Genomic DNA, 16,894 nt, shown 5'->3' with positions numbered 1-16,894 from the left:
GCGCTTACTTCCAGCGCAGCGGCTCGGTGCTGACGCTGCCGCGTGCGCTGGACAGGGTCAGCACGCCCTCTTGCAGCGTTGCTTGCAAGGCCATGCCGCGCTCGGCCAGCGCCGCCAGCGCTTGTGCGTCGGCGGCGGGCAAGCGCCAGACTTGCAGCTTGTCCAGCCGCGCCAGCTTGCCTTCGATGCCGCGCCACCACACATCGGCCGCCGGGCCGAAGGCGTAGACGATCACCGCATCGGCTTTGCTGCACGCCTTGGCCAGCGGCTTGTCGTCGGGCTGGCCGACTTCGATCCACAGGCGGGTGCGGCCGGTGAAATCGACCAGCTGCACATCGGGCTCGTCAGGGCTGGAGAGGCCCGCGCCAAAGCCGATGCGCGCGTCGCCGCCGCACACATCCTGCACCTGGTGGGCATTCAGTGCCAGCGCGGCCAGGCGCACCATCATGCGTTCGTCGGTCTCGCTGGGGTGGCGCGCCAGCGTAAGGGGCAGATCGGTGTAGCAGCCGTGGTCGATGTCGGCGAGCTGCACGTCGGCCTTGAAGACCGTAGATTTGAGGGCCATCGGGAGCGGCTGCGAGCGGGGCTGCTGGGGTGCCTCAATGGCCGTTGGGTTTTCCGGCGGTCAGGCGGTCCATGAAGGCGAACAACACGCCGGACAGCACGAAGGTCAAGTGCAAGCCGACTTTCCAGGCCAGCTGCTTGTCGGTGTAGCTTTCGACGTTGACAAAAGCCTTGAGCAGTTCGATGCCGGAAATCGCGACGATGGAGCCGATCAGCTTGATCTTCAAATCGGAAAAGGTGACGTGCCCCATCCATTCGGGCCGGTCTTCGCTGTCTTCCGTGTTGATTTTTGAAACGAAGTTCTCGTAGCCCGCAAAAACGATGATCAGCAGCAGATTGGCCACCAGCGCCACATCCACCAGCGTCAACACACTCACCATGATCTGCCCGCCATCGAGCGTCGCCACCTGGGGCAGCAGCATGACGAACTCTTTGATGAACTTGAACAGCAGGATGGCGATGGCGCCCACCAGCCCGACATAAAACGGCGCCAGCAACCATCGGCTGGCGAACATGAATCGCTCGAGACGCTGTTCAAAAGATTTCATGGGATGGGCATTGCAAGATCAAATGGCAGAGGGGCTGCGCGGTGCGCCGATGGGATCTCGGTCACTGCCGCTCCGATCAGCACACCGCAGTGTGCAGAGCGAATATCACGTTTTCTGGCTTCCGGCGGGATGGTCGAAGATTCCTAGACCCGCCGCGCCAGATCGGCCGCCTTACCAATGTAGCCGCTGGGCGTGAGCGCCAGCAGGCGGTCTTTCTCGGGCTGCGGAATGTCCAGCCCGCGGATCAGGCCGTGCAGCGCCTCGCGCGTCACGGCCTGGCCGCGGGTGACGTCTTTCAGCTTCTCGTACGCACCCGGCACGCCGAAGCGGCGCATCACGGTCTGGATCGGCTCGGCCAGCACTTCCCACGAGGCGTCGAGGTCGGCGGCCAACGCCGCCTCGTTCAGCTCCAGCTTGCTCAGGCCGGTCATCAGCGACTGGTAGGCCAGCACCGCGTAGCCCAGCGCCACGCCCATGTTGCGCAACACGGTGCTGTCGGTCAGGTCGCGCTGCCAGCGGCTGATGGGCAGCTTCTCGCTCAAATGGCGCAACACGGCATTGGCCAGGCCCAGGTTGCCCTCGGCGTTCTCGAAGTCGATGGGATTGACCTTGTGCGGCATGGTGGACGAGCCGATCTCGCCCGCCTTGGTCTTCTGCTTGAAGTAGCCGACGCTGATGTAGCCCCACACGTCGCGCGCCAGGTCGATCAGGATGGTGTTGGCTCTGGCCACCGCGTCGAACAGCTCGGCCATGTAGTCGTGCGGCTCGATCTGGATGCTGTAGGGCTGGAAGGTGAGGCCCAGGCCCGGCTTGGCCGCGTTCGATCCGGGCTCGCCGGCGGCGGGCGCCTCGACCACGCGGCGGCTGAAGGCTTCCCAGTCGAAGTCGGGCCAGGCGCTTAGGTGTGCGTTGTAGTTGCCCACGGCGCCGTTCATCTTGGCCAGCAGCTTGACTTGGGCGATGCGATCGCGCGCGGACGCCAGGCGCACCACCACGTTGGCCAGCTCCTTGCCCACCGTGGTGGGGCTGGCCGTCTGGCCGTGGGTGCGGCTCAACATGGGCACGGCAGCATAAGCGTGCGCCAACTCGCGCAGCTTGGCAACGACGGCATCCAGCTGCGGCAGCAGCACCGTGTCGCGCCCCGCCTTCAGCTGCAGGGCGTGGCTGGTGTTGTTGATGTCCTCGCTGGTGCAGGCGAAGTGCACGAACTCGGCGGCGGCCTGCAGCTCGGGCCGGCCCTCGAACTTGTCCTTGATCCAGTATTCGACCGCCTTCACGTCGTGGTTGGTGGTCTTCTCGATGGCCTTGATCGCGGCGCCATCGGCTTCGGAGAAGTCGCGCAGCAGTTCGGCGAGGTAAGCGCGCGCTTCGCCCGACAGCGGCTTGAATTCGTCGAAACCGGCATCCGACAGGGCGATGAACCAGGCCAGCTCCACCTGCACACGGCGCTGCATGTAGCCCAGCTCGCTCATGATGGGACGGAGGGGCGCCAGCTTGGCGGCGTAGCGGCCGTCGAGCGGCGAAACGGCGGTGAGAGAGGTCAGGTCCATGCCCCGGATTGTAGAAGCCGCCCCTTGACGAGACCTTGATCCACCGCCCATGCAACGAATGGCGCGGGGCTGGCCTTCGCCTAGAATGCCGCGACCCCTGTCACATTTCGAAGCAGTTCAGCCATGTCGATGCGATTGATCGGTGCCGTGACCAGCCCCTACGTGCGCAAGGTGCGCGTGGTGCTGGCCGAGAAGAAGCTGGACTACCGCTTCGTGCCCGAGGACGTGTGGGCCGACGACACCCAGATCGCCGCCGCCAACCCGCTGGGCAAGGTGCCCTGCCTGGTGATGGACGGGCAGGACGCGGTGTTCGATTCGCGCGTGATCGTGGAATATCTCGACATGCTGTCGCCCGTGGGGCGGCTGATTCCGCCGTCGGGCCGCGAGCGGGTGGAGGTGAAGACCTGGGAGGCGCTGGCCGACGGCCTGATGGACGCCGCCATCCTGGCCCGGCTGGAGCGCACCTGGCCCGGCCGCACCGAGGGCGAGCGCAGCGAGGCCTGGATCGCGCGCCAGATGAAGAAGGTGGACGATGCCCTGGCCGCCATGGACCGCGGCCTGGGCGACAAGCCCTGGTGCTCGCCCGCCGTGCACATCACGCTGGCCGACATCGCCGTGGGCTGCGCGCTGAGTTATCTGGACTTCCGCTTTCCCGAACTGGACTGGCGCGAGCGCCACCCCAACCTGGCGCGGCTGCTGGACGACAAGCTGATGCAGCGCCCCACCTTCGCCGACACGGCACCGGCCTGACGCAGGCGGCCGCTGCCGCGCCACTTTCCGACACCTTCAAAAGCGAAGCGCCGCCGGGGCCTGAAGCCCGGGCGGCGCGTTCTGAATAAAAAAGCTGCCGAAGCGGCCTGAAACGAAGGAGGAGGAGGGAGGGAGGAGGAAGTGCGCTTCAGGTTTTCAAATCGGCTGGGCCGTCAGGCTTGGCAGCGTAATGCAATCAACGGGTTCAATCCCACTCATCACGTTGATTGAGAGGGCATGTTGCCGGGTAAGTTCCGACGGCGACAGCCCCTCGAGGTAAAGAAGTGTGAACCCGGTGTGACGTATTGCGCAGAGCGTGCACTGCACGATGATGCTGCGCGCCACGCCCGTCACATCCAGTCGGCCAGTTCGTCGGCATGTTCCTGCTCGTCGGCCAGGATTTCCTCGAGCATGCGGCGCGTGGTCGGGTCCTTGTCGCCCACCAGGTCGATCATCTGGCTGTAGGCCTCGACGGCCACGCGCTCGGCGATCAGGTTGGCCTTGATCATGGCCTTGAGGTCGGCCGAGTCGTCGTAGTCGGCGTGGCTGCGCGCCAGCAGCGAGGCGGGGTTGTAGTCGGGCTCGCCGCCCAGCTGCACGATGCGCTCGGCAATGCGGTCGGCGTGCGCGGCTTCCTCGTTGGCGTGCACCAGGAACTCGTCGGCAATGGCCGGCGAATTGATGCCCTTGGCGGTGAAGTAGTGGCGCTTGTAGCGCATCACGCACACCAGCTCGGTGGCCAGCGAGTCGTTCAGCAACTTGATGATGTCCTTGACCCAGGGGCCATCGATGTGCGGCGTGACGGCGCCATCGTCCAGGCTGGACTTGGCTTTCTTCAGCGCGGCTTCGTCCAGGGCCAGGCGGGTGCTGGGGCGTTTGGCGGCAGATGCGTTCATGGCGTCCTCGGTGTCTGTTGCGGCGCGGCCGGCCGGATGGACCGACGCGCTGAGCCGCCAGCTTAGGCCGCCGCGCTCAGCGCGGCTGGCGGCCATCAGGCCGTCGCACTGTCAGCCCCGTCCTACGAGGCGCGATGCGGCGGCCGCGCGCGCTTCAGCATGCCGGCGGCATGTGGCCTTCTCAATAAAAAACAGGGGAGTATGCGCCTTCAGCGCCCGTCAATACTGCGCTGGCCTATAGCATACCGGGGAGTATGCTCTCCGCAGCACGACACCACAATGGCGCTGAGCGCCCGGCCGCGCCGGGCCAGCTGCGCTCAGCGCATCATGCTGTTCTTCATGCGCGCCAGGGCGATCATCAGCGCGCCGGCGCCCAGCGTCTTCACCAGATCGGGGTGCTGGGCGTAGAAGTCGCTCACGCGGTCGAACACGCCCGGCTCGTCGGCCGTGCGGGCGGTGGTGACGACATCGCGCACCTGCTCGGGCGTGATGGTGGTGGCCTTGTCGACCGTGACCACCGGGCTGTCGGGGCCTTCGTGGCCGGCCAGCGCACCGCCGGCCACACCGGCCAGCGCGCCGGGGCCGAGCTTTTCGACCAGCGTGTTCAGGATGTCGGCGCGGTCCTGCGGCGAGGCGCGCTCGAACATGTCGGCCACGATCTGCGACAGCTGGGGCGTCTCCTTGGAGCGCAGGGCCTCGCCCACGCTGCTCTTGAGCTCATCGCGCGAGGCCTCGCGCGTGATCTGGTCGATCTGCTGCGGCTCGGGCGCCTTGGCGCTGTTCAGAATCTGCTGCAGGACGTCGAAGAGGGCCATGGGGAATTCCTTTCTGGAAGCGGGACGATCATGGCGCAGCCCGTTCAGGCCCGCGCCGGGGTGAATCGGCCATGGTAATCGCGCCCCGACGGCCAGCTTGTGACGGGCCACCAAGTCGCGGCCTTGTCCGACACGGCGGGGCCGCCGTCGGCTCAGCGCGCCGGGCGGGCCGGGTTGGCGGGCGTGGCCGGCACGCCGGGGCCACCGGGCTGGGCAGGTGTGGCGGGCGTCGCCGGCTGCCCCGCACCGCCCGGGTTGGCCAGTGTGGCATGCGTCGCGCCGGTACCGGGGCCACCGGGCTGTGCCGGTGTGGCCGGCTGGCCCGGCCCTCCTGGGCTGGCGGGCGTGGTCGGTGTAGGGCCAGCCGGTGGGGTCGGCGTGGCGGGCGAGCCGGGATCGGCCGGCGCGGCGGGCGCCACCGGTTGGCCCGGTGCCGCAGGCAACGCCGGTGCGGCTGGCCCGGATGGCCCCGCTGGCGTGGCAGGCGCGGCTGGGGTTGCTGGCAGCAGCGTCACGGGCACCGGCTGTCCGTCGACACTGACGCGCGGCACCGGCACCGCGCCGAGGCCCGGGGTCGAGCCGCCCGGCACGGTCGGCAGCGCAGCGCCAGGGGTTGCCGCGCCAGCGGCCGCGCCGCCGGGCACGGTGGCCGCCGCGGTGCGCGCCGGCAAGGCGCCGCTCAGGGGCGCGCGCGCCGATTCGCCGCGCGCCACGTCGACGCAGCCCGCCGGGTTGCACAGGGCCACCCGGCCCTGCAGCACGTCGAGCAGCACCTGCTCGCCCTGCAGTTCGGTGCGGTATTCGGTGCCGCGCACGCCGATGGTGACGGTGCGCACGCGCAGTTCGTAGCCGGGCTGGTCCTGCTGGCCGATCACGCCGCTCAGCGTGCGCAGGCCGCCACGCACCAGCTCCAGCAGGCTGCGGTGGTTGGCGGGCTGGGCGGCCAGCTGGTATTCGGCCAGGCGCAGGGTGCTGCCGGGCTCCAGGTCGATCATGGCGCCGTCGACCATGCGCAGCTGGGCGCGGCCGCCGGGGCCGGTCTCCACCACGTCGCCCTCGTGCACCACGGTGCCGCGCACCACGGCGCTGGCCATGCCGCCGGCCTGCACGCTGACGGGGCCATGGGCGAACAGGAACACACCCGCGCGACCATCGGCCACGGGCGCCGCGGCGGTCTGCGCCTGGGCTGCGGTGGCCAGTGCGGCGCCGCAGGCCAGCGCGGCCCATGACAGGCGCCTGCAGCGGCCGCCTGGAAACTGGGTGGGTGTGTGCATGGCTCAGAACTGCATGCCGTCACCTGAAACAGCGTGCGGCGATAGTGGTAAAGCTCGACGTTCGAGCGGGCATGGATCCAGCTCACCTGCGGGCGCAGCGACCAGTGACACGACAGCGCCAGCCGCACGCCCAGGGTGAGGTCGGACACCCGGTCATGGCGGCGCCGCAGGAACAGCGGGTCGATTGCCCGGTGCCGGTGACGCTGGTGCTGCACCCAGCCGTACCCGCCCACACTGCGGCCCAGTTGCTCCAGGCCCAGCCGTGCGCCCACGCTGCTGCGCCCCAGGTGCACCATGGCTTCCGATACCGGACGATCACGCATCCACCACAGGCTCGTCAAGCCCTTGAGGTCCATCGCCGGTGCTTCATGCACGAAAGTACCGCCCACCACGGTGCGGCGCAGGTCGTGCCGGTTCACTGTGAATTCGTGCACCCGCGCGTGCTTGAGCGACAGGCTGAACGCACTGCGCTCGCCCAGCGCGACGCGCCACTGCAGCAGCGGCCCCGGCGTGCTGCGCAGCGCCTGCTTGCCCAGGCTGCCGCCCAGGCCGTGGCGCTCGCCATGCAGGCCCGCGCTCAGCGTGTGCGCGCCGGCCTGCCAGGCCAGCCCGGCCTGCACCGCCAGCCAGCTGCTGTCCAGGCGGCTGTGATCGGCATGCAGGCTGGTGCTGCCCTGCAGCGAGCCATAGGCCGCCCAGGGCCCGCCCGCGCCGGCGCCCAGCATGGCGTAGGCATCGCCGCGCCGGATGCCATCGGGCGCCAGTGGCAGCACCTCGTAGCCGTATGCGGGCACCACCACGCCGGTCAGGCGAGTGGCGCTGTTGACGTTGCTGTCGTGGCCCAGCGCGGCTTCCACGTAGGCCCAGCCGCTGCGGGCGGGCGCCGTGCTGGTGCGATGGGTGCGCCGTGGCTTTGCGGCAGCGGAGCCTCGGCCTGCAGGGCATGGGCGCGCTGGCGGGCCTCGCGGGCGCCGCGGGCATCGCCGGCGGCTGCAGCGGCCAAGGCCAGTTGCTGCCAGTGCGCCACATGGCGCGGCTGCACCACCACCAGGCGGCGCAGGGCGTACACGGCGCGTTGCGGATCGCCGCAGGCCAGGGCGGCGCGCGCCAGCAGCGCGTCGAACGCCGGATCGCCGGCCGATTGCGGCTCCAGCGCCAGCAGGTGGCGGCACGCGCCGGCGGTATCGCCGGCGGACAGCAGCTGTTCGCCCTCGGCCCACGCCGGCGCCGATTGGGCCAGCGCCGGCCCCGCGCCCAGCCCGCCGGCCAGCAGCAAGGCGCATGCCCAGCGCCGGGCAGGCGGCTGGGCGGTGGCCAGGGTGTTGGGCACGTGGACTGACATTACGTTACATCATGCCGCATTGGCGTGACGCAGGCGAGTGCGGTGGCGGCGATAGGCGCCGGCGCTGAAAACCAGCAGCCCCAGCCACACGGCCGCGAAGCCGGCCAGCCGCTGCGCATCGACCGGCTCGTGCAGCACGAACACGCCCAGCAGAAACTGCAGCGTGGGCGAAATGTATTGCAGCATGCCCAGCGCCGCCAGCGTGAGCCGGCGCGCCGCCACGGCGAAGGCCACCAGGGGCACGGTGGTCATCAGGCCGGTGCTGATGAGCAAGGCGTCGGTGCCCGCACCGGCTTGGCCGAACGCCAGTTGCCCGCGCGTGGCCAGCCAGCCCAGCACGGCCAGCGCGGGCAGGGCGATCAGTCCGGTTTCGAGGGCCATGCCCTCGGCGGCGGGCAGCTCGGTCTGCTTCTTGACCAGGCCGTAGACGCCGAAGGACGCGGCCAGCACCAGCGCCACCCACGGCAGGCGTGGCGACACCAGCGCCAGATAACCCACGCCCAGCGCTGCCAGCATCACACCGATCCATTCGCCGCGCGTGAGCCGTTCGCCCAGCAGCAACACGCCCAGCGCCACGTTGAACAACGGCAGCAGAAAGTAGCCCAAGCTGGCGTCCAGCGTGCGGCCATGGGTCACCGCCCAGACGTAGGTCAGCCAGTTGATGCTGACCAGCAGCGCCGCCAGCGCCAGGCGGGCCAGCAGGCGCGCGTCGAGCCGCCGCCACAGCGGACCGAGCTGCCCGAGCACACCCAGCCACAACAGCAGCAGCGCCAGCGACCAGACGATGCGGTGCGCCACCACCTCGATCGCGGTGGCCGGCGCCATGAGGCGGAAGTACAGCGGCATCAGGCCCCACAGCCCGTAGGCCAGCAGGGCGGCCGTGACGCCGCTGTTCATGGCAGACGGGCGACGGCGCGCGCCGTCGCGTTCACGTTGCTGCCTGCAGCGTGGTGCCAACGGATTTCAAGCCAAATCGGCCTCCAGCGCTTGATGGACAAGCGCTGACAGCTACTATTTAGATAGTAAACGATGCTCGGACTCCGACGCGTTCAGTTCACAACGGTTTTCTGGCTTGCCAGGCCAGCGTGTCTTCGCCGTGCTCGGCCCATGGCCCGACGCCGATACATGGCTTGTCGATGAAATCCATCAGCGCCATGTCTGCCTCCGCGGGGTGAAACTCGGCGGATGATACGCATGGCAACGTGAAGCGGCCGCGCCACCCATCGGCACGGGCTATCGGCGCCTTCGGAAAAGTCGATTGGCCTTTTTAAATGAGAATGACTATCATTTGATGAAGTATCCAAGGAGTTCCCAATGTCCCGCTTTGCCCGCCGCCACCGGCTCACCCTGCAGAAAACCGCCAGCTACTACGTCATGCACATCACGGTGGCCATGGCGGTGGCCTATCTGGTGACGGGCGACGCGATCACCGCCATCACGCTCAGCCTGCTGGAGCCCACGGTACAGGCGGTGGCCTTCTTCTTCCACGAGAAGGCCTGGGCCCGGCGCGAGGCCGCACCGGCCGTCGGCGCTGTCGAAGCCGCGCCAGAACCCGCGTGAATGTCGCCCGAGGCCTAGAATCCCACGCACCCGAAGAGACACAGGACCAGCGAGCGATGACCCCCACCGACAAGAACGCCGGCGAAGAAAAACGCGCCGAACTGCGCCGCGCCGCGCTGGAATACCACGAGCACCCGGTGCCCGGCAAGATCGCCGTCACGGCCACCAAGCAGCTGGTCAACCAGCATGAGCTGTCGCTGGCCTATTCGCCGGGCGTGGCCGCGCCGTGCGAGGAGATTGTCAAGGACCCGGCGGCCGCCTTCCGCTACACCGCGCGTGGCAACCTGATCGGCGTCATCACCAACGGCACGGCCGTGCTGGGGCTGGGGGACATCGGCCCGCTGGCCGGCAAGCCGGTGATGGAAGGCAAGGCGGTGCTGTTCAAGAAGTTCTCGGGCATCGACGTGTTCGACATCGAGATCGACGAGAAGGACCCGGACAAGCTGGTCGAGATCATCGCCGCGCTGGAGCCGACCTTCGGCGGCATCAACCTGGAGGACATCAAGGCGCCCGAATGCTTCATCGTCGAGCGCAAGCTGCGCGAGCGCATGAAGATCCCGGTGTTCCACGACGACCAGCACGGCACCGCCATCGTGGTGGGCGCGGCGGTGGTCAACGGGCTCAAGGTGGTGGGCAAGCAGATCGACCAGGTCAAGCTGGTGGTCAGCGGCGCCGGCGCCGCGGCGCTGGCCTGCACGGGCCTGCTGGTCAAGCTGGGCGTGCCGCTGAAGAACGTGTGGGTCACCGACATCCACGGCCTGGTCTACGAAGGCCGCACCGAGCTGATGGACCCCGACAAGGCGGTGTATGCGCAGGCCACCGACAAGCGCACGCTGGGCGAGGTGATCGACGGGGCCGACATCTTCCTGGGCCTGTCGGCCGGCGGCGTGCTGAAAGCCGACATGGTGGCGCGCATGGCGCCGCGCCCGCTGGTGCTGGCGCTGGCCAACCCCAACCCCGAAATCCTGCCCGAGGACGTGAAGGCCGTGCGCAATGACGCACTCATCGCCACCGGGCGCACCGACTATCCGAACCAGGTCAACAACGTCCTGTGTTTTCCGTACATCTTCCGCGGCGCGCTGGACTGCGGCGCGACGACGATCACCAAGGAAATGGAAATCGCCGCCGTGCACGCCATCGCCGACCTGGCCCAGGCCGAGCAGAGCGAGGTGGTGGCGCGCGCCTACGCGGGGCACACGCTGTCGTTCGGGCCGGAATACCTGATTCCCAAACCGTTCGATCCGCGCCTGATGATGAAGATCGCGCCCGCCGTGGCCGAGGCCGCCGCCACCAGCGGCGTGGCGCAGCGCCCCATCGCCGATCTGGACGACTATCGCGACAGGCTTCAGACCTTCGTCTACGCCTCGGGCACAACGATGAAGCCCATCATCGACGCCGCCCGCAGCGCCACCAGGAAGCGCGTGGCCTACGCCGAGGGCGAGGAGGAGCGCGTGCTGCGCGCCGCGCAGATCGTGGTGGACGAAGGCATCGCCCGCCCCACGCTGATCGGCCGCCCGGCCATCATCGCCCAGCGCATCGAGAAATTCGGCCTGCGGCTGAAGGAGAGCGTGGACTACGACGTGGTCAACGTCGAGCACGACGAGCGCTACCGCGGCTTCTGGCAAACCTATTACGAGCTGACCAAGCGCAGGGGCGTCACGGTGCCGATCGCCAAGATCGAGATGCGGCGCCGGCTGTCGCTGATCGGCTGCATGCTGCTGCGCTCGGGCGACGTGGACGGCCTGATCTGCGGCACCTGGGGCACCAACCAGATGCACCTGACCTACATTGACCAGGTGATCGGCAAGAAACCCGGGGCACGCACCTACGCCGCCATGAACGGCCTGATGCTGCCCGGCCGCCAGGTGTTCATGGTCGACACGCACATCAACGCCGACCCCAGCGCCGAGCAGCTGGCCGAAATCACCATCATGGCGGCCGAGGAGATGCAGCGCTTCGGCTTCAAGCCCAAGGCGGCGCTGCTGTCGCACTCCAATTTCGGCTCGTCCAACCTGCCCAGCGCCGTCAAGATGCGCGAAGCGCTGACCCTGATCCAGGAGCAGGCCCCCTGGCTGGAAGTGGACGGAGAAATGCACGGCGACGTGGCACTGGACGCCGCGCAACGCCGCGCCCTGATGCCCGACAGCAGCCTGCGCGGCGACGCCACCTTGCTGGTGCTGCCAGGCATTGACGCGGCCAACATTGCCTACAACCTGCTCAAAGTGGCGGCCGGGGGCAACATCGCGATCGGGCCGATTCTGCTGGGGGCCGCCCAACCCGTGCATATTCTCACGGCCAGCACCACCGTTCGCCGCATCGTGAACATGACGGCACTGGCCGTGGCAGACGCCAACACACCGGCCTCATCGAATCAGTGAGCGCCCACTCATCAGGCGTGCATGCCCCTGTTCGCATTGCCTGAATTTTAGGCAAGCGCTTGCTTTTTCGTGGCCCATGCGTCACACTACCGCCTTGGAATTTTCGGGTTAACCCGGAGGTTTCCGAAAGGTGTTTTTCATGTTGCGAACAGCGGCATCGCATGCTGTCCGATCGACTCGGTCACCTCGGTCTTTTTTGGCAGTCCCGATGCTGGCGGTCGCGCTCTCTCTGGGGAGCGTGGCTGAAGCGCGCGACATGCCCTGGAAGACCGCCGAGCCGACCGTCGCGGTGGCGGATCTCCCCAGGCAGGGCCAGCAGACGTATCAGCTCATCCTGCAAGGTGGCCCGTTTCCCTTCGGCAAGGACGGATCGGTGTTCGGCAACCGGGAGCGCCTGTTGCCGCGTGAGCGGCGCGGCTATTACCGCGAATACACCGTCGAGACCCCCGGGGCACGCGACCGTGGCGCCCGCCGCATCGTCTGCGGCGGCAAGCGGCGCACCACGCCCGATGCCTGCTGGTACACGAGCGATCACTATTCGAGCTTCAGGAAGATCGTGCAATGAAAGCATTCGAACAGTTTCAACCCGCTCCGGCCGTCGCGCCGGGCGAAAACCGGTTATTGACTTCAGAGAAAGCAGCGGAGATGGATCAACCCCAACGCCCGCCCCAGGAAACGCCGCTCAAGGGCGTGCGCACCAACATCGTGCAATCGATCCGGGCCTTCCACGTGCATGACCTGCAGGATGCGGCGGCGCAGCTCGGCCAGCATTTCCTGTACGCCAACCTGGCCAACGCGCAGACCAAGCAGGACGTGCTGGACATGATCGCCGCGCAGTTCACCTTCCCGGCACACTTCGGCAAGAACTTCGACGCGCTGTACGACTGCATGACCGATCCGCTGCACAAGAGCGGCCCGCAGCCTGGCTTCATCGTCGTGCTGGAACAGATCCCGGCCACCGCCAAATTCGACAAGGAAGCGCGCGAGCAGTTGCTCGACATCTTCCGCGACGCCGCCGACTACTGGAACGACCGGAAGATACCGTTCAGGTGCTTCTATTCTTTTCGGTAGCCCGTTCTGCACCAGCTGGCCAAGCAGAACGGGCGAATGAGGCCCAGGGCGAAACCGCGCCCGCCGACAACATCGAGGTGGATGGCAGCGAAAAGATGCCGACCGACAAGCTGGTGGACATCTCCCCGCTGGCGCTGCGCATGAGCAGCCCGTTCAACGCCGGGTACTGGTTGAGCGCTGCCTGACGCGGCACAGCCTCCGCGCTGCCCATCAGAAAAAGAAAAGCCCGCTGCATGCGGGCTTTTCTTTTTGCTGGAGGCGCCGCACGCCTGCCGCCTACTGCTCGCCCGCTGCAGGTTGCGGCGTCGACACCGAAGGCTTCGCATCGGTGACGGCATCCGCTGCCGGCCTGGGCCGCGGCGGTGGCGGCGGCCGGCGCGGCAACTCGGTGGAGGGCACGGCCAGCGCCTGGCGCTCACAGTCGCGCTGTGCCTGGGTGCGCGCGGCGACACCGCTGACGCCGCCAGCCTGTCGCTTGCAGTTGCGTTCGACGATGCGTTCGCCCTCCAGGCGACGCGCCAGGCAGGTGCGCAGCTTGCCCTTGCGGTCGCGCTCCACCGCGCCCACCTCGCGCTGGCACAACACCATCCGCGTCGGCAGCAATTCGTCCGGATACACCAACGGGGGCGTGGCGGACTGCGCGCCTGCACCGCCCGCCCACACAAGCCCGCAGGCCACCCATCGTTTCATCGCACTCAATCGCTGCACCACACTGCTTGTTCGACTCCAACACGCCGACCCATGCAGGCGCGGCGCCGGCACCCCCTGACACCGGCCCGGCCATTCTCGCCGCGCCGATCTACAGCACGGTGACGCACGGCCGAACCGCGGCGCCATGCCCTATAGTGGGCTGAACGCATTCAAGAGCCGCCCCGTGGATACCGATACTGCCCAGCACCCCTCTCGAACACTACAAAAAACAGAGCTTCAGGCGCAGTTGGTTCAAGCGCTGCAGGCCTTTTTGCCGCCTCAAATGCTGCTGTGGAGCAACGAGCAGACCACGCCTTACGAATGCGACGGGCTGACCGCCTACCGCCAGCGGCCCTTGGTGGTGGCCCTGCCCGAGAGTTACGAACAGATTCAACAAGTGTTGAAAACCTGCCACAGCCTGGGCGTGCCGGTGGTGGCGCGCGGGGCGGGCACCGGGCTGTCGGGCGGTGCCATGCCGCACGAGCGTGGCGTGACGCTGTCGCTGGCCAAGTTCAACCGCATTCTCGAGATCGACCCGCTGGCGCGCACGGCACAGGTGCAGTGCGGCGTGCGCAATCTGGCCATCAGCGAGGCGGCCGCCGCGCATGGCCTGTATTACGCGCCCGACCCGAGCAGCCAGATCGCCTGCACCATCGGCGGCAACGTGGCCGAGAACTCGGGCGGCGTGCACTGTCTGAAATACGGGCTGACGGTGCACAACGTGTTGAAGGTGAAAGGCTTCACCATCGAGGGCGAGCCCATCGAGTTCGGCAGCGAGGCGCTCGACGCGCCCGGCTACGACCTGCTGGCGCTGATCAACGGCAGCGAGGGCATGCTGGCGGTGACGACCGAGGTCACCGTCAAGCTGCTGCCCAAGCCGCGTCTGGCGCGCTGCATCATGGCCAGCTTTGCCGATGTGCGGCAGGCCGGCGACGCGGTGGCGGCGGTGATCGCGGCCGGCATCATCCCCGCCGGGCTGGAGATGATGGACAAGCCCATGACCGCCGCTGTCGAGGACTTCGTGCACGCGGGCTACGACCTGGATGCCGCCGCCATCCTGCTGTGCGAGAGCGACGGCACGCCGGAAGAAGTGCAAGAGGAAATCGGCCGTATGTCGCAGGTGCTGACAGCGGCAGGCGCTACCAAAATTGCAGTGAGCGAATCCGAAGCCGAGCGCCTGAAGTTCTGGAGCGGGCGCAAGAACGCCTTCCCCGCCAGCGGCCGCATCAGCCCCGACTACATGTGCATGGATTCGACCATCCCGCGCAAGCGCCTGGCCGACATCCTGCTAGCGATCCAGCAGATGGAGCAGAAGTACGGCCTGCGCTGCGTCAACGTGTTCCACGCCGGCGATGGCAACCTGCACCCGCTGATCCTGTTCGACGCCAACGACCCCGACCAGCTGCGCCGCTGCGAGCAGTTCGGCGCCGACATCCTGGAAACCAGCGTCGCCATGGGCGGCACCGTGACCGGCGAGCACGGCGTCGGCGTCGAAAAACTCAACTCGATGTGCGTGCAGTTTTCTGCCGAGGAGAACGAGCAGATGTTTGGCATCAAGCGCGCCTTCGATCCCCAGGGCCTGCTCAACCCCGGCAAGGTGATTCCGACCCTGAACCGCTGCGCTGAATACGGCAAGATGCTGGTGCGCGCCGGGCGGCTGCCGTTTCCCGAGCTGGAGCGGTTTTGACGCAGCGTTGGCGGCAGCGAACACGCTGCGTCTTCATCGGCTTGGTTTGGAACGCGGCTTATTCCATTTCCAATTCAATGCGTCAACCACCGTCATCCCGGCGAAGGCCGGGATCCATGTTTCTCCGCACACGCCGTCTGGATTCCGGCTTGCGCCGGAATGACAAGATATGGCAGTTTTGATCTGGAATTGGAATTACTGCGGCGCGGTGCTTTCGGCAGCCACCCAGGCCGCGAATTCGCTGCTGGCCTGCGCCGGCAGGCAGACGATGGCCGGCAGCTCGTAAGGATGGTGCTCGCGCAGCGCAGCCTGCAGTGGTGCGCTGCGTTCGGGTGTGGTCTTGAACAGCAGGCGGAATTCGGGTTCCTGCTGCACGGCACCGTTCCATCGGTACACGCTGTCGATGGCTTCGATGTGCACACAGGCAGCCAGGCGTTGCTCGACCACGGCGCGCGCCAGCCGGTCGGCATCGGCGCGCGTGCCGACGCTGGCGAGGACCAGAAGAATATTGGTCAAATCGGCTTCCAGCGCCTGTCCATCAAGCGCTGACAGCTTCTTTATTTATAGCATTCACGCCGATCGCATCCAGTGCCTTGGACAGCTGACCGACACTGCGGTCGACATCCGCCCATTTGTCCAGCCCGAACAGGCCCAGGCGGAAGGTGCGGAAATCCGACGGTTCGTCGCACATCAGCGGCACGCCGGCCGCGGTCTGCAGGCCCTGGGCGATGAAGGCCTTGCCGCTCTGGATATCGGGGTCGGTCGTGTAGCTGACCACCACGCCCGGTGCCTGGAAGCCCTCTGCTGCCACGCTAGGCATGCCGCGCGACGTCAGCAGCGCACGCACCTTCTGGCCCAGCGCCATCTGCTGCTCGCGCACGGTCGCAAAACCGCGGTCCCGCGTTTCCTGCATCGCATCGCGCAGCTCTACCAGCGCTGTGGTGGGCAACGTGGCGTGGTAGGCGTGGCCGCCGTTTTCGTAGGCCTGCATGATCTGGTGCCACTTCTTCAGGTCGGCAGCAAAGCTGGTGCTGGTCGTGCCTTCCATCACCTTGAGCGCGCGCTCCGACAGGCACACCATGGCGCCGGCGGGCGAGCTGCTCCAGCCCTTCTGCGGCGCGCTGACCAGCACGTCGACGCCGATGGCCTTCATGTCCACCCACATGGCGCCGGAGGCGATGCAGTCCAGCACGAACAGGCCGCCGCCGGCGTGCGTGGCCTCGGCCACCTGTCGCATGTAGTCGTCGGGCAGCATCATGCCGCTGGCCGTCTCCACGTGCGGGGCGAACACCACCGCCGGCTTCTCGCGCGCAATGGTGGCCACCACCTTGTCGATGGGCGCGGGGGCCCACGGCGCCTGAGGACTATCGCCGGCACGGCGCGCCTTGAGCACGGTGATGTTGGCGGGCGCGGTGAGCTTGCCCATCTCCAGAATCTGGCTCCAGCGGAAGCTGAAAAAGCCGTTGCGGATCACCAGCACCTTCTGGCCGTCGGCGAACTGGCGCGCCACGGCCTCCATGCCGAAACTGCCGCTGCCGGGCACGAACACGGCGGCGTCGGCGTGATACACCTCTTTCAGCAGACTGGAGAGATCTTTCATCACGCCCTGGAACTTCTTGGACATGTGGTTCAGGGCACGGTCGGTATAGACGACCGAAAATTCGAGCAGGCCGTCGGGATCGATGTGGGGCAAAAGGCCGGGCATGGCAGTCTCCTTGGTGGGGCACAGCTGGCAGTGTGCCAGCCTCAAACGATTCACTTTACACGCA

The 16,894-nt window shown here is 67.5% G+C and carries 18 protein-coding genes; 6 read left to right on the top strand and 12 right to left on the bottom strand.

Annotated features, from left to right (window positions below):
- Positions 1-4: 4 nt before the first annotated feature.
- The 3 genes from ACFSCU_RS01515 to purB form a co-directional block, all read right to left on the bottom strand.
- Entirely contained in the window at positions 5-565 is a 561-nt protein-coding gene (locus ACFSCU_RS01515; RefSeq protein ID WP_180550332.1) for a YaeQ family protein, read from the bottom strand.
- A gap of 34 nt (positions 566-599) precedes the next feature.
- Positions 600-1,112, bottom strand: a complete 513-nt coding sequence (locus ACFSCU_RS01510; protein WP_180550333.1) for a TIGR00645 family protein — start codon at positions 1,110-1,112, stop codon at positions 600-602.
- 143 nt (positions 1,113-1,255) lie between these two features.
- The gene (gene purB, locus ACFSCU_RS01505; RefSeq protein ID WP_180550334.1) at positions 1,256-2,662 is read right to left on the bottom strand and encodes an adenylosuccinate lyase; all 1,407 of its coding nucleotides are present in this window, start codon (positions 2,660-2,662) and stop codon (positions 1,256-1,258) included.
- A 129-nt stretch (positions 2,663-2,791) separates the two neighbouring features.
- Here purB and ACFSCU_RS01500 point away from each other — a divergent pair, with 129 nt between their 5' ends.
- Complete coding sequence (locus ACFSCU_RS01500; RefSeq protein WP_180551758.1) at positions 2,792-3,412, top strand: glutathione S-transferase N-terminal domain-containing protein; 621 nt, start codon at positions 2,792-2,794, stop codon at positions 3,410-3,412.
- A gap of 350 nt (positions 3,413-3,762) precedes the next feature.
- Here the strand turns inward: ACFSCU_RS01500 and ACFSCU_RS01495 are convergent, their stop codons facing one another.
- The 6 genes from ACFSCU_RS01495 to rarD all read right to left on the bottom strand — a co-directional run bounded on the left by ACFSCU_RS01495 (position 3,763) and on the right by rarD (position 8,636).
- On the bottom strand, positions 3,763-4,308 hold the full coding sequence (locus ACFSCU_RS01495) for a ferritin-like domain-containing protein (RefSeq protein ID WP_180550335.1): 546 nt from the start codon (positions 4,306-4,308) through the stop codon (positions 3,763-3,765).
- 317 nt (positions 4,309-4,625) lie between these two features.
- The gene (locus ACFSCU_RS01490) at positions 4,626-5,123 is read right to left on the bottom strand and encodes a hypothetical protein (RefSeq protein WP_180550336.1); all 498 of its coding nucleotides are present in this window, start codon (positions 5,121-5,123) and stop codon (positions 4,626-4,628) included.
- Between the two features lie 152 nt (positions 5,124-5,275).
- Positions 5,276-6,217 carry a FecR family protein gene (locus tag ACFSCU_RS01485; RefSeq protein ID WP_180550337.1) on the bottom strand — a complete coding sequence of 314 codons (942 nt, stop codon included), beginning with the start codon at positions 6,215-6,217 and terminating at the stop codon, positions 5,276-5,278.
- Positions 6,115-7,254: a hypothetical protein gene (locus ACFSCU_RS01480; protein WP_377559666.1), complete on the bottom strand. Its 1,140-nt coding sequence runs from the start codon at positions 7,252-7,254 to the stop codon at positions 6,115-6,117. Before ACFSCU_RS01480 ends, ACFSCU_RS01485 begins: the two co-directional genes overlap by 103 nt.
- Positions 7,203-7,739, bottom strand: coding sequence for a hypothetical protein (locus ACFSCU_RS01475; protein ID WP_377559664.1), 537 nt, complete (start codon positions 7,737-7,739; stop codon positions 7,203-7,205). The genes ACFSCU_RS01480 and ACFSCU_RS01475 overlap by 52 nt, the downstream gene beginning before the upstream one ends.
- 9 nt (positions 7,740-7,748) lie before the next feature.
- Positions 7,749-8,636 carry an EamA family transporter RarD gene (rarD, locus tag ACFSCU_RS01470; RefSeq protein WP_180550340.1) on the bottom strand — a complete coding sequence of 296 codons (888 nt, stop codon included), beginning with the start codon at positions 8,634-8,636 and terminating at the stop codon, positions 7,749-7,751.
- Positions 8,637-9,053: 417 nt separating this feature from the next.
- Between rarD and ACFSCU_RS01465 the strand changes: the two genes are divergently transcribed.
- From ACFSCU_RS01465 to ACFSCU_RS01450, 4 genes are all read left to right on the top strand, one after another.
- The gene (locus ACFSCU_RS01465; RefSeq protein ID WP_180550341.1) at positions 9,054-9,299 is read left to right on the top strand and encodes a DUF2061 domain-containing protein; all 246 of its coding nucleotides are present in this window, start codon (positions 9,054-9,056) and stop codon (positions 9,297-9,299) included.
- Between the two features lie 56 nt (positions 9,300-9,355).
- A complete protein-coding gene (locus tag ACFSCU_RS01460) occupies positions 9,356-11,677 on the top strand; it encodes an NADP-dependent malic enzyme (RefSeq protein ID WP_377559662.1) in 2,322 nt (773 codons plus the stop codon).
- A gap of 208 nt (positions 11,678-11,885) precedes the next feature.
- Complete coding sequence (locus ACFSCU_RS01455; protein ID WP_377559659.1) at positions 11,886-12,242, top strand: guanyl-specific ribonuclease; 357 nt, start codon at positions 11,886-11,888, stop codon at positions 12,240-12,242.
- Between the two features lie 80 nt (positions 12,243-12,322).
- A complete protein-coding gene (locus tag ACFSCU_RS01450; protein WP_180550342.1) occupies positions 12,323-12,748 on the top strand; it encodes a barstar family protein in 426 nt (141 codons plus the stop codon).
- A gap of 276 nt (positions 12,749-13,024) precedes the next feature.
- On the opposite strand, the gene ACFSCU_RS01445 is transcribed toward ACFSCU_RS01450, so the two are convergent.
- The gene (locus ACFSCU_RS01445) at positions 13,025-13,438 is read right to left on the bottom strand and encodes a hypothetical protein (RefSeq protein WP_377559657.1); all 414 of its coding nucleotides are present in this window, start codon (positions 13,436-13,438) and stop codon (positions 13,025-13,027) included.
- Between the two features lie 145 nt (positions 13,439-13,583).
- Here ACFSCU_RS01445 and ACFSCU_RS01440 point away from each other — a divergent pair, with 145 nt between their 5' ends.
- On the top strand, positions 13,584-15,125 hold the full coding sequence (locus ACFSCU_RS01440; RefSeq protein WP_377559655.1) for an FAD-linked oxidase C-terminal domain-containing protein: 1,542 nt from the start codon (positions 13,584-13,586) through the stop codon (positions 15,123-15,125).
- A gap of 195 nt (positions 15,126-15,320) precedes the next feature.
- On the opposite strand, the gene cutA is transcribed toward ACFSCU_RS01440, so the two are convergent.
- Positions 15,321-15,641: a divalent-cation tolerance protein CutA gene (gene cutA, locus ACFSCU_RS01435; RefSeq protein ID WP_180550344.1), complete on the bottom strand. Its 321-nt coding sequence runs from the start codon at positions 15,639-15,641 to the stop codon at positions 15,321-15,323.
- A 22-nt stretch (positions 15,642-15,663) separates the two neighbouring features.
- Positions 15,664-16,830: an aminotransferase class V-fold PLP-dependent enzyme gene (locus ACFSCU_RS01430; protein ID WP_377559653.1), complete on the bottom strand. Its 1,167-nt coding sequence runs from the start codon at positions 16,828-16,830 to the stop codon at positions 15,664-15,666.
- Positions 16,831-16,894 lie beyond the last annotated feature (64 nt).

The sequence above is a fragment of the Ottowia beijingensis genome (genome assembly GCF_042680925.1).
Lineage (GTDB): Bacteria > Pseudomonadota > Gammaproteobacteria > Burkholderiales > Burkholderiaceae_C > Ottowia > Ottowia beijingensis.
The sequence above is the reverse complement of the archived record's forward strand: the minus strand, read 5'-3'. Positions and strand labels throughout refer to the sequence as shown.

What these genes read in the sequence shown, in the direction of transcription:
- ACFSCU_RS01515 (WP_180550332.1), bottom strand. Translation starts at nt 565, where the DNA reads ATGGCCCTCAAATCTACGGTCTTCAAGGCCGACGTGCAGCTCGCCGAC.
- ACFSCU_RS01510 (WP_180550333.1), bottom strand. Translation starts at nt 1,112, where the DNA reads ATGAAATCTTTTGAACAGCGTCTCGAGCGATTCATGTTCGCCAGCCGA.
- purB (WP_180550334.1), bottom strand. Translation starts at nt 2,662, where the DNA reads ATGGACCTGACCTCTCTCACCGCCGTTTCGCCGCTCGACGGCCGCTAC.
- ACFSCU_RS01500 (WP_180551758.1), top strand. Translation starts at nt 2,792, where the DNA reads ATGCGATTGATCGGTGCCGTGACCAGCCCCTACGTGCGCAAGGTGCGC.
- ACFSCU_RS01495 (WP_180550335.1), bottom strand. Translation starts at nt 4,308, where the DNA reads ATGAACGCATCTGCCGCCAAACGCCCCAGCACCCGCCTGGCCCTGGAC.
- ACFSCU_RS01490 (WP_180550336.1), bottom strand. Translation starts at nt 5,123, where the DNA reads ATGGCCCTCTTCGACGTCCTGCAGCAGATTCTGAACAGCGCCAAGGCG.
- ACFSCU_RS01485 (WP_180550337.1), bottom strand. Translation starts at nt 6,217, where the DNA reads ATGGCCAGCGCCGTGGTGCGCGGCACCGTGGTGCACGAGGGCGACGTG.
- ACFSCU_RS01475 (WP_377559664.1), bottom strand. Translation starts at nt 7,739, where the DNA reads ATGTCAGTCCACGTGCCCAACACCCTGGCCACCGCCCAGCCGCCTGCC.
- rarD (WP_180550340.1), bottom strand. Translation starts at nt 8,636, where the DNA reads ATGAACAGCGGCGTCACGGCCGCCCTGCTGGCCTACGGGCTGTGGGGC.
- ACFSCU_RS01465 (WP_180550341.1), top strand. Translation starts at nt 9,054, where the DNA reads ATGTCCCGCTTTGCCCGCCGCCACCGGCTCACCCTGCAGAAAACCGCC.
- ACFSCU_RS01460 (WP_377559662.1), top strand. Translation starts at nt 9,356, where the DNA reads ATGACCCCCACCGACAAGAACGCCGGCGAAGAAAAACGCGCCGAACTG.
- ACFSCU_RS01455 (WP_377559659.1), top strand. Translation starts at nt 11,886, where the DNA reads ATGCTGGCGGTCGCGCTCTCTCTGGGGAGCGTGGCTGAAGCGCGCGAC.
- ACFSCU_RS01450 (WP_180550342.1), top strand. Translation starts at nt 12,323, where the DNA reads ATGGATCAACCCCAACGCCCGCCCCAGGAAACGCCGCTCAAGGGCGTG.
- ACFSCU_RS01445 (WP_377559657.1), bottom strand. Translation starts at nt 13,438, where the DNA reads ATGAAACGATGGGTGGCCTGCGGGCTTGTGTGGGCGGGCGGTGCAGGC.
- ACFSCU_RS01440 (WP_377559655.1), top strand. Translation starts at nt 13,584, where the DNA reads ATGCCCTATAGTGGGCTGAACGCATTCAAGAGCCGCCCCGTGGATACC.
- ACFSCU_RS01430 (WP_377559653.1), bottom strand. Translation starts at nt 16,830, where the DNA reads ATGCCCGGCCTTTTGCCCCACATCGATCCCGACGGCCTGCTCGAATTT.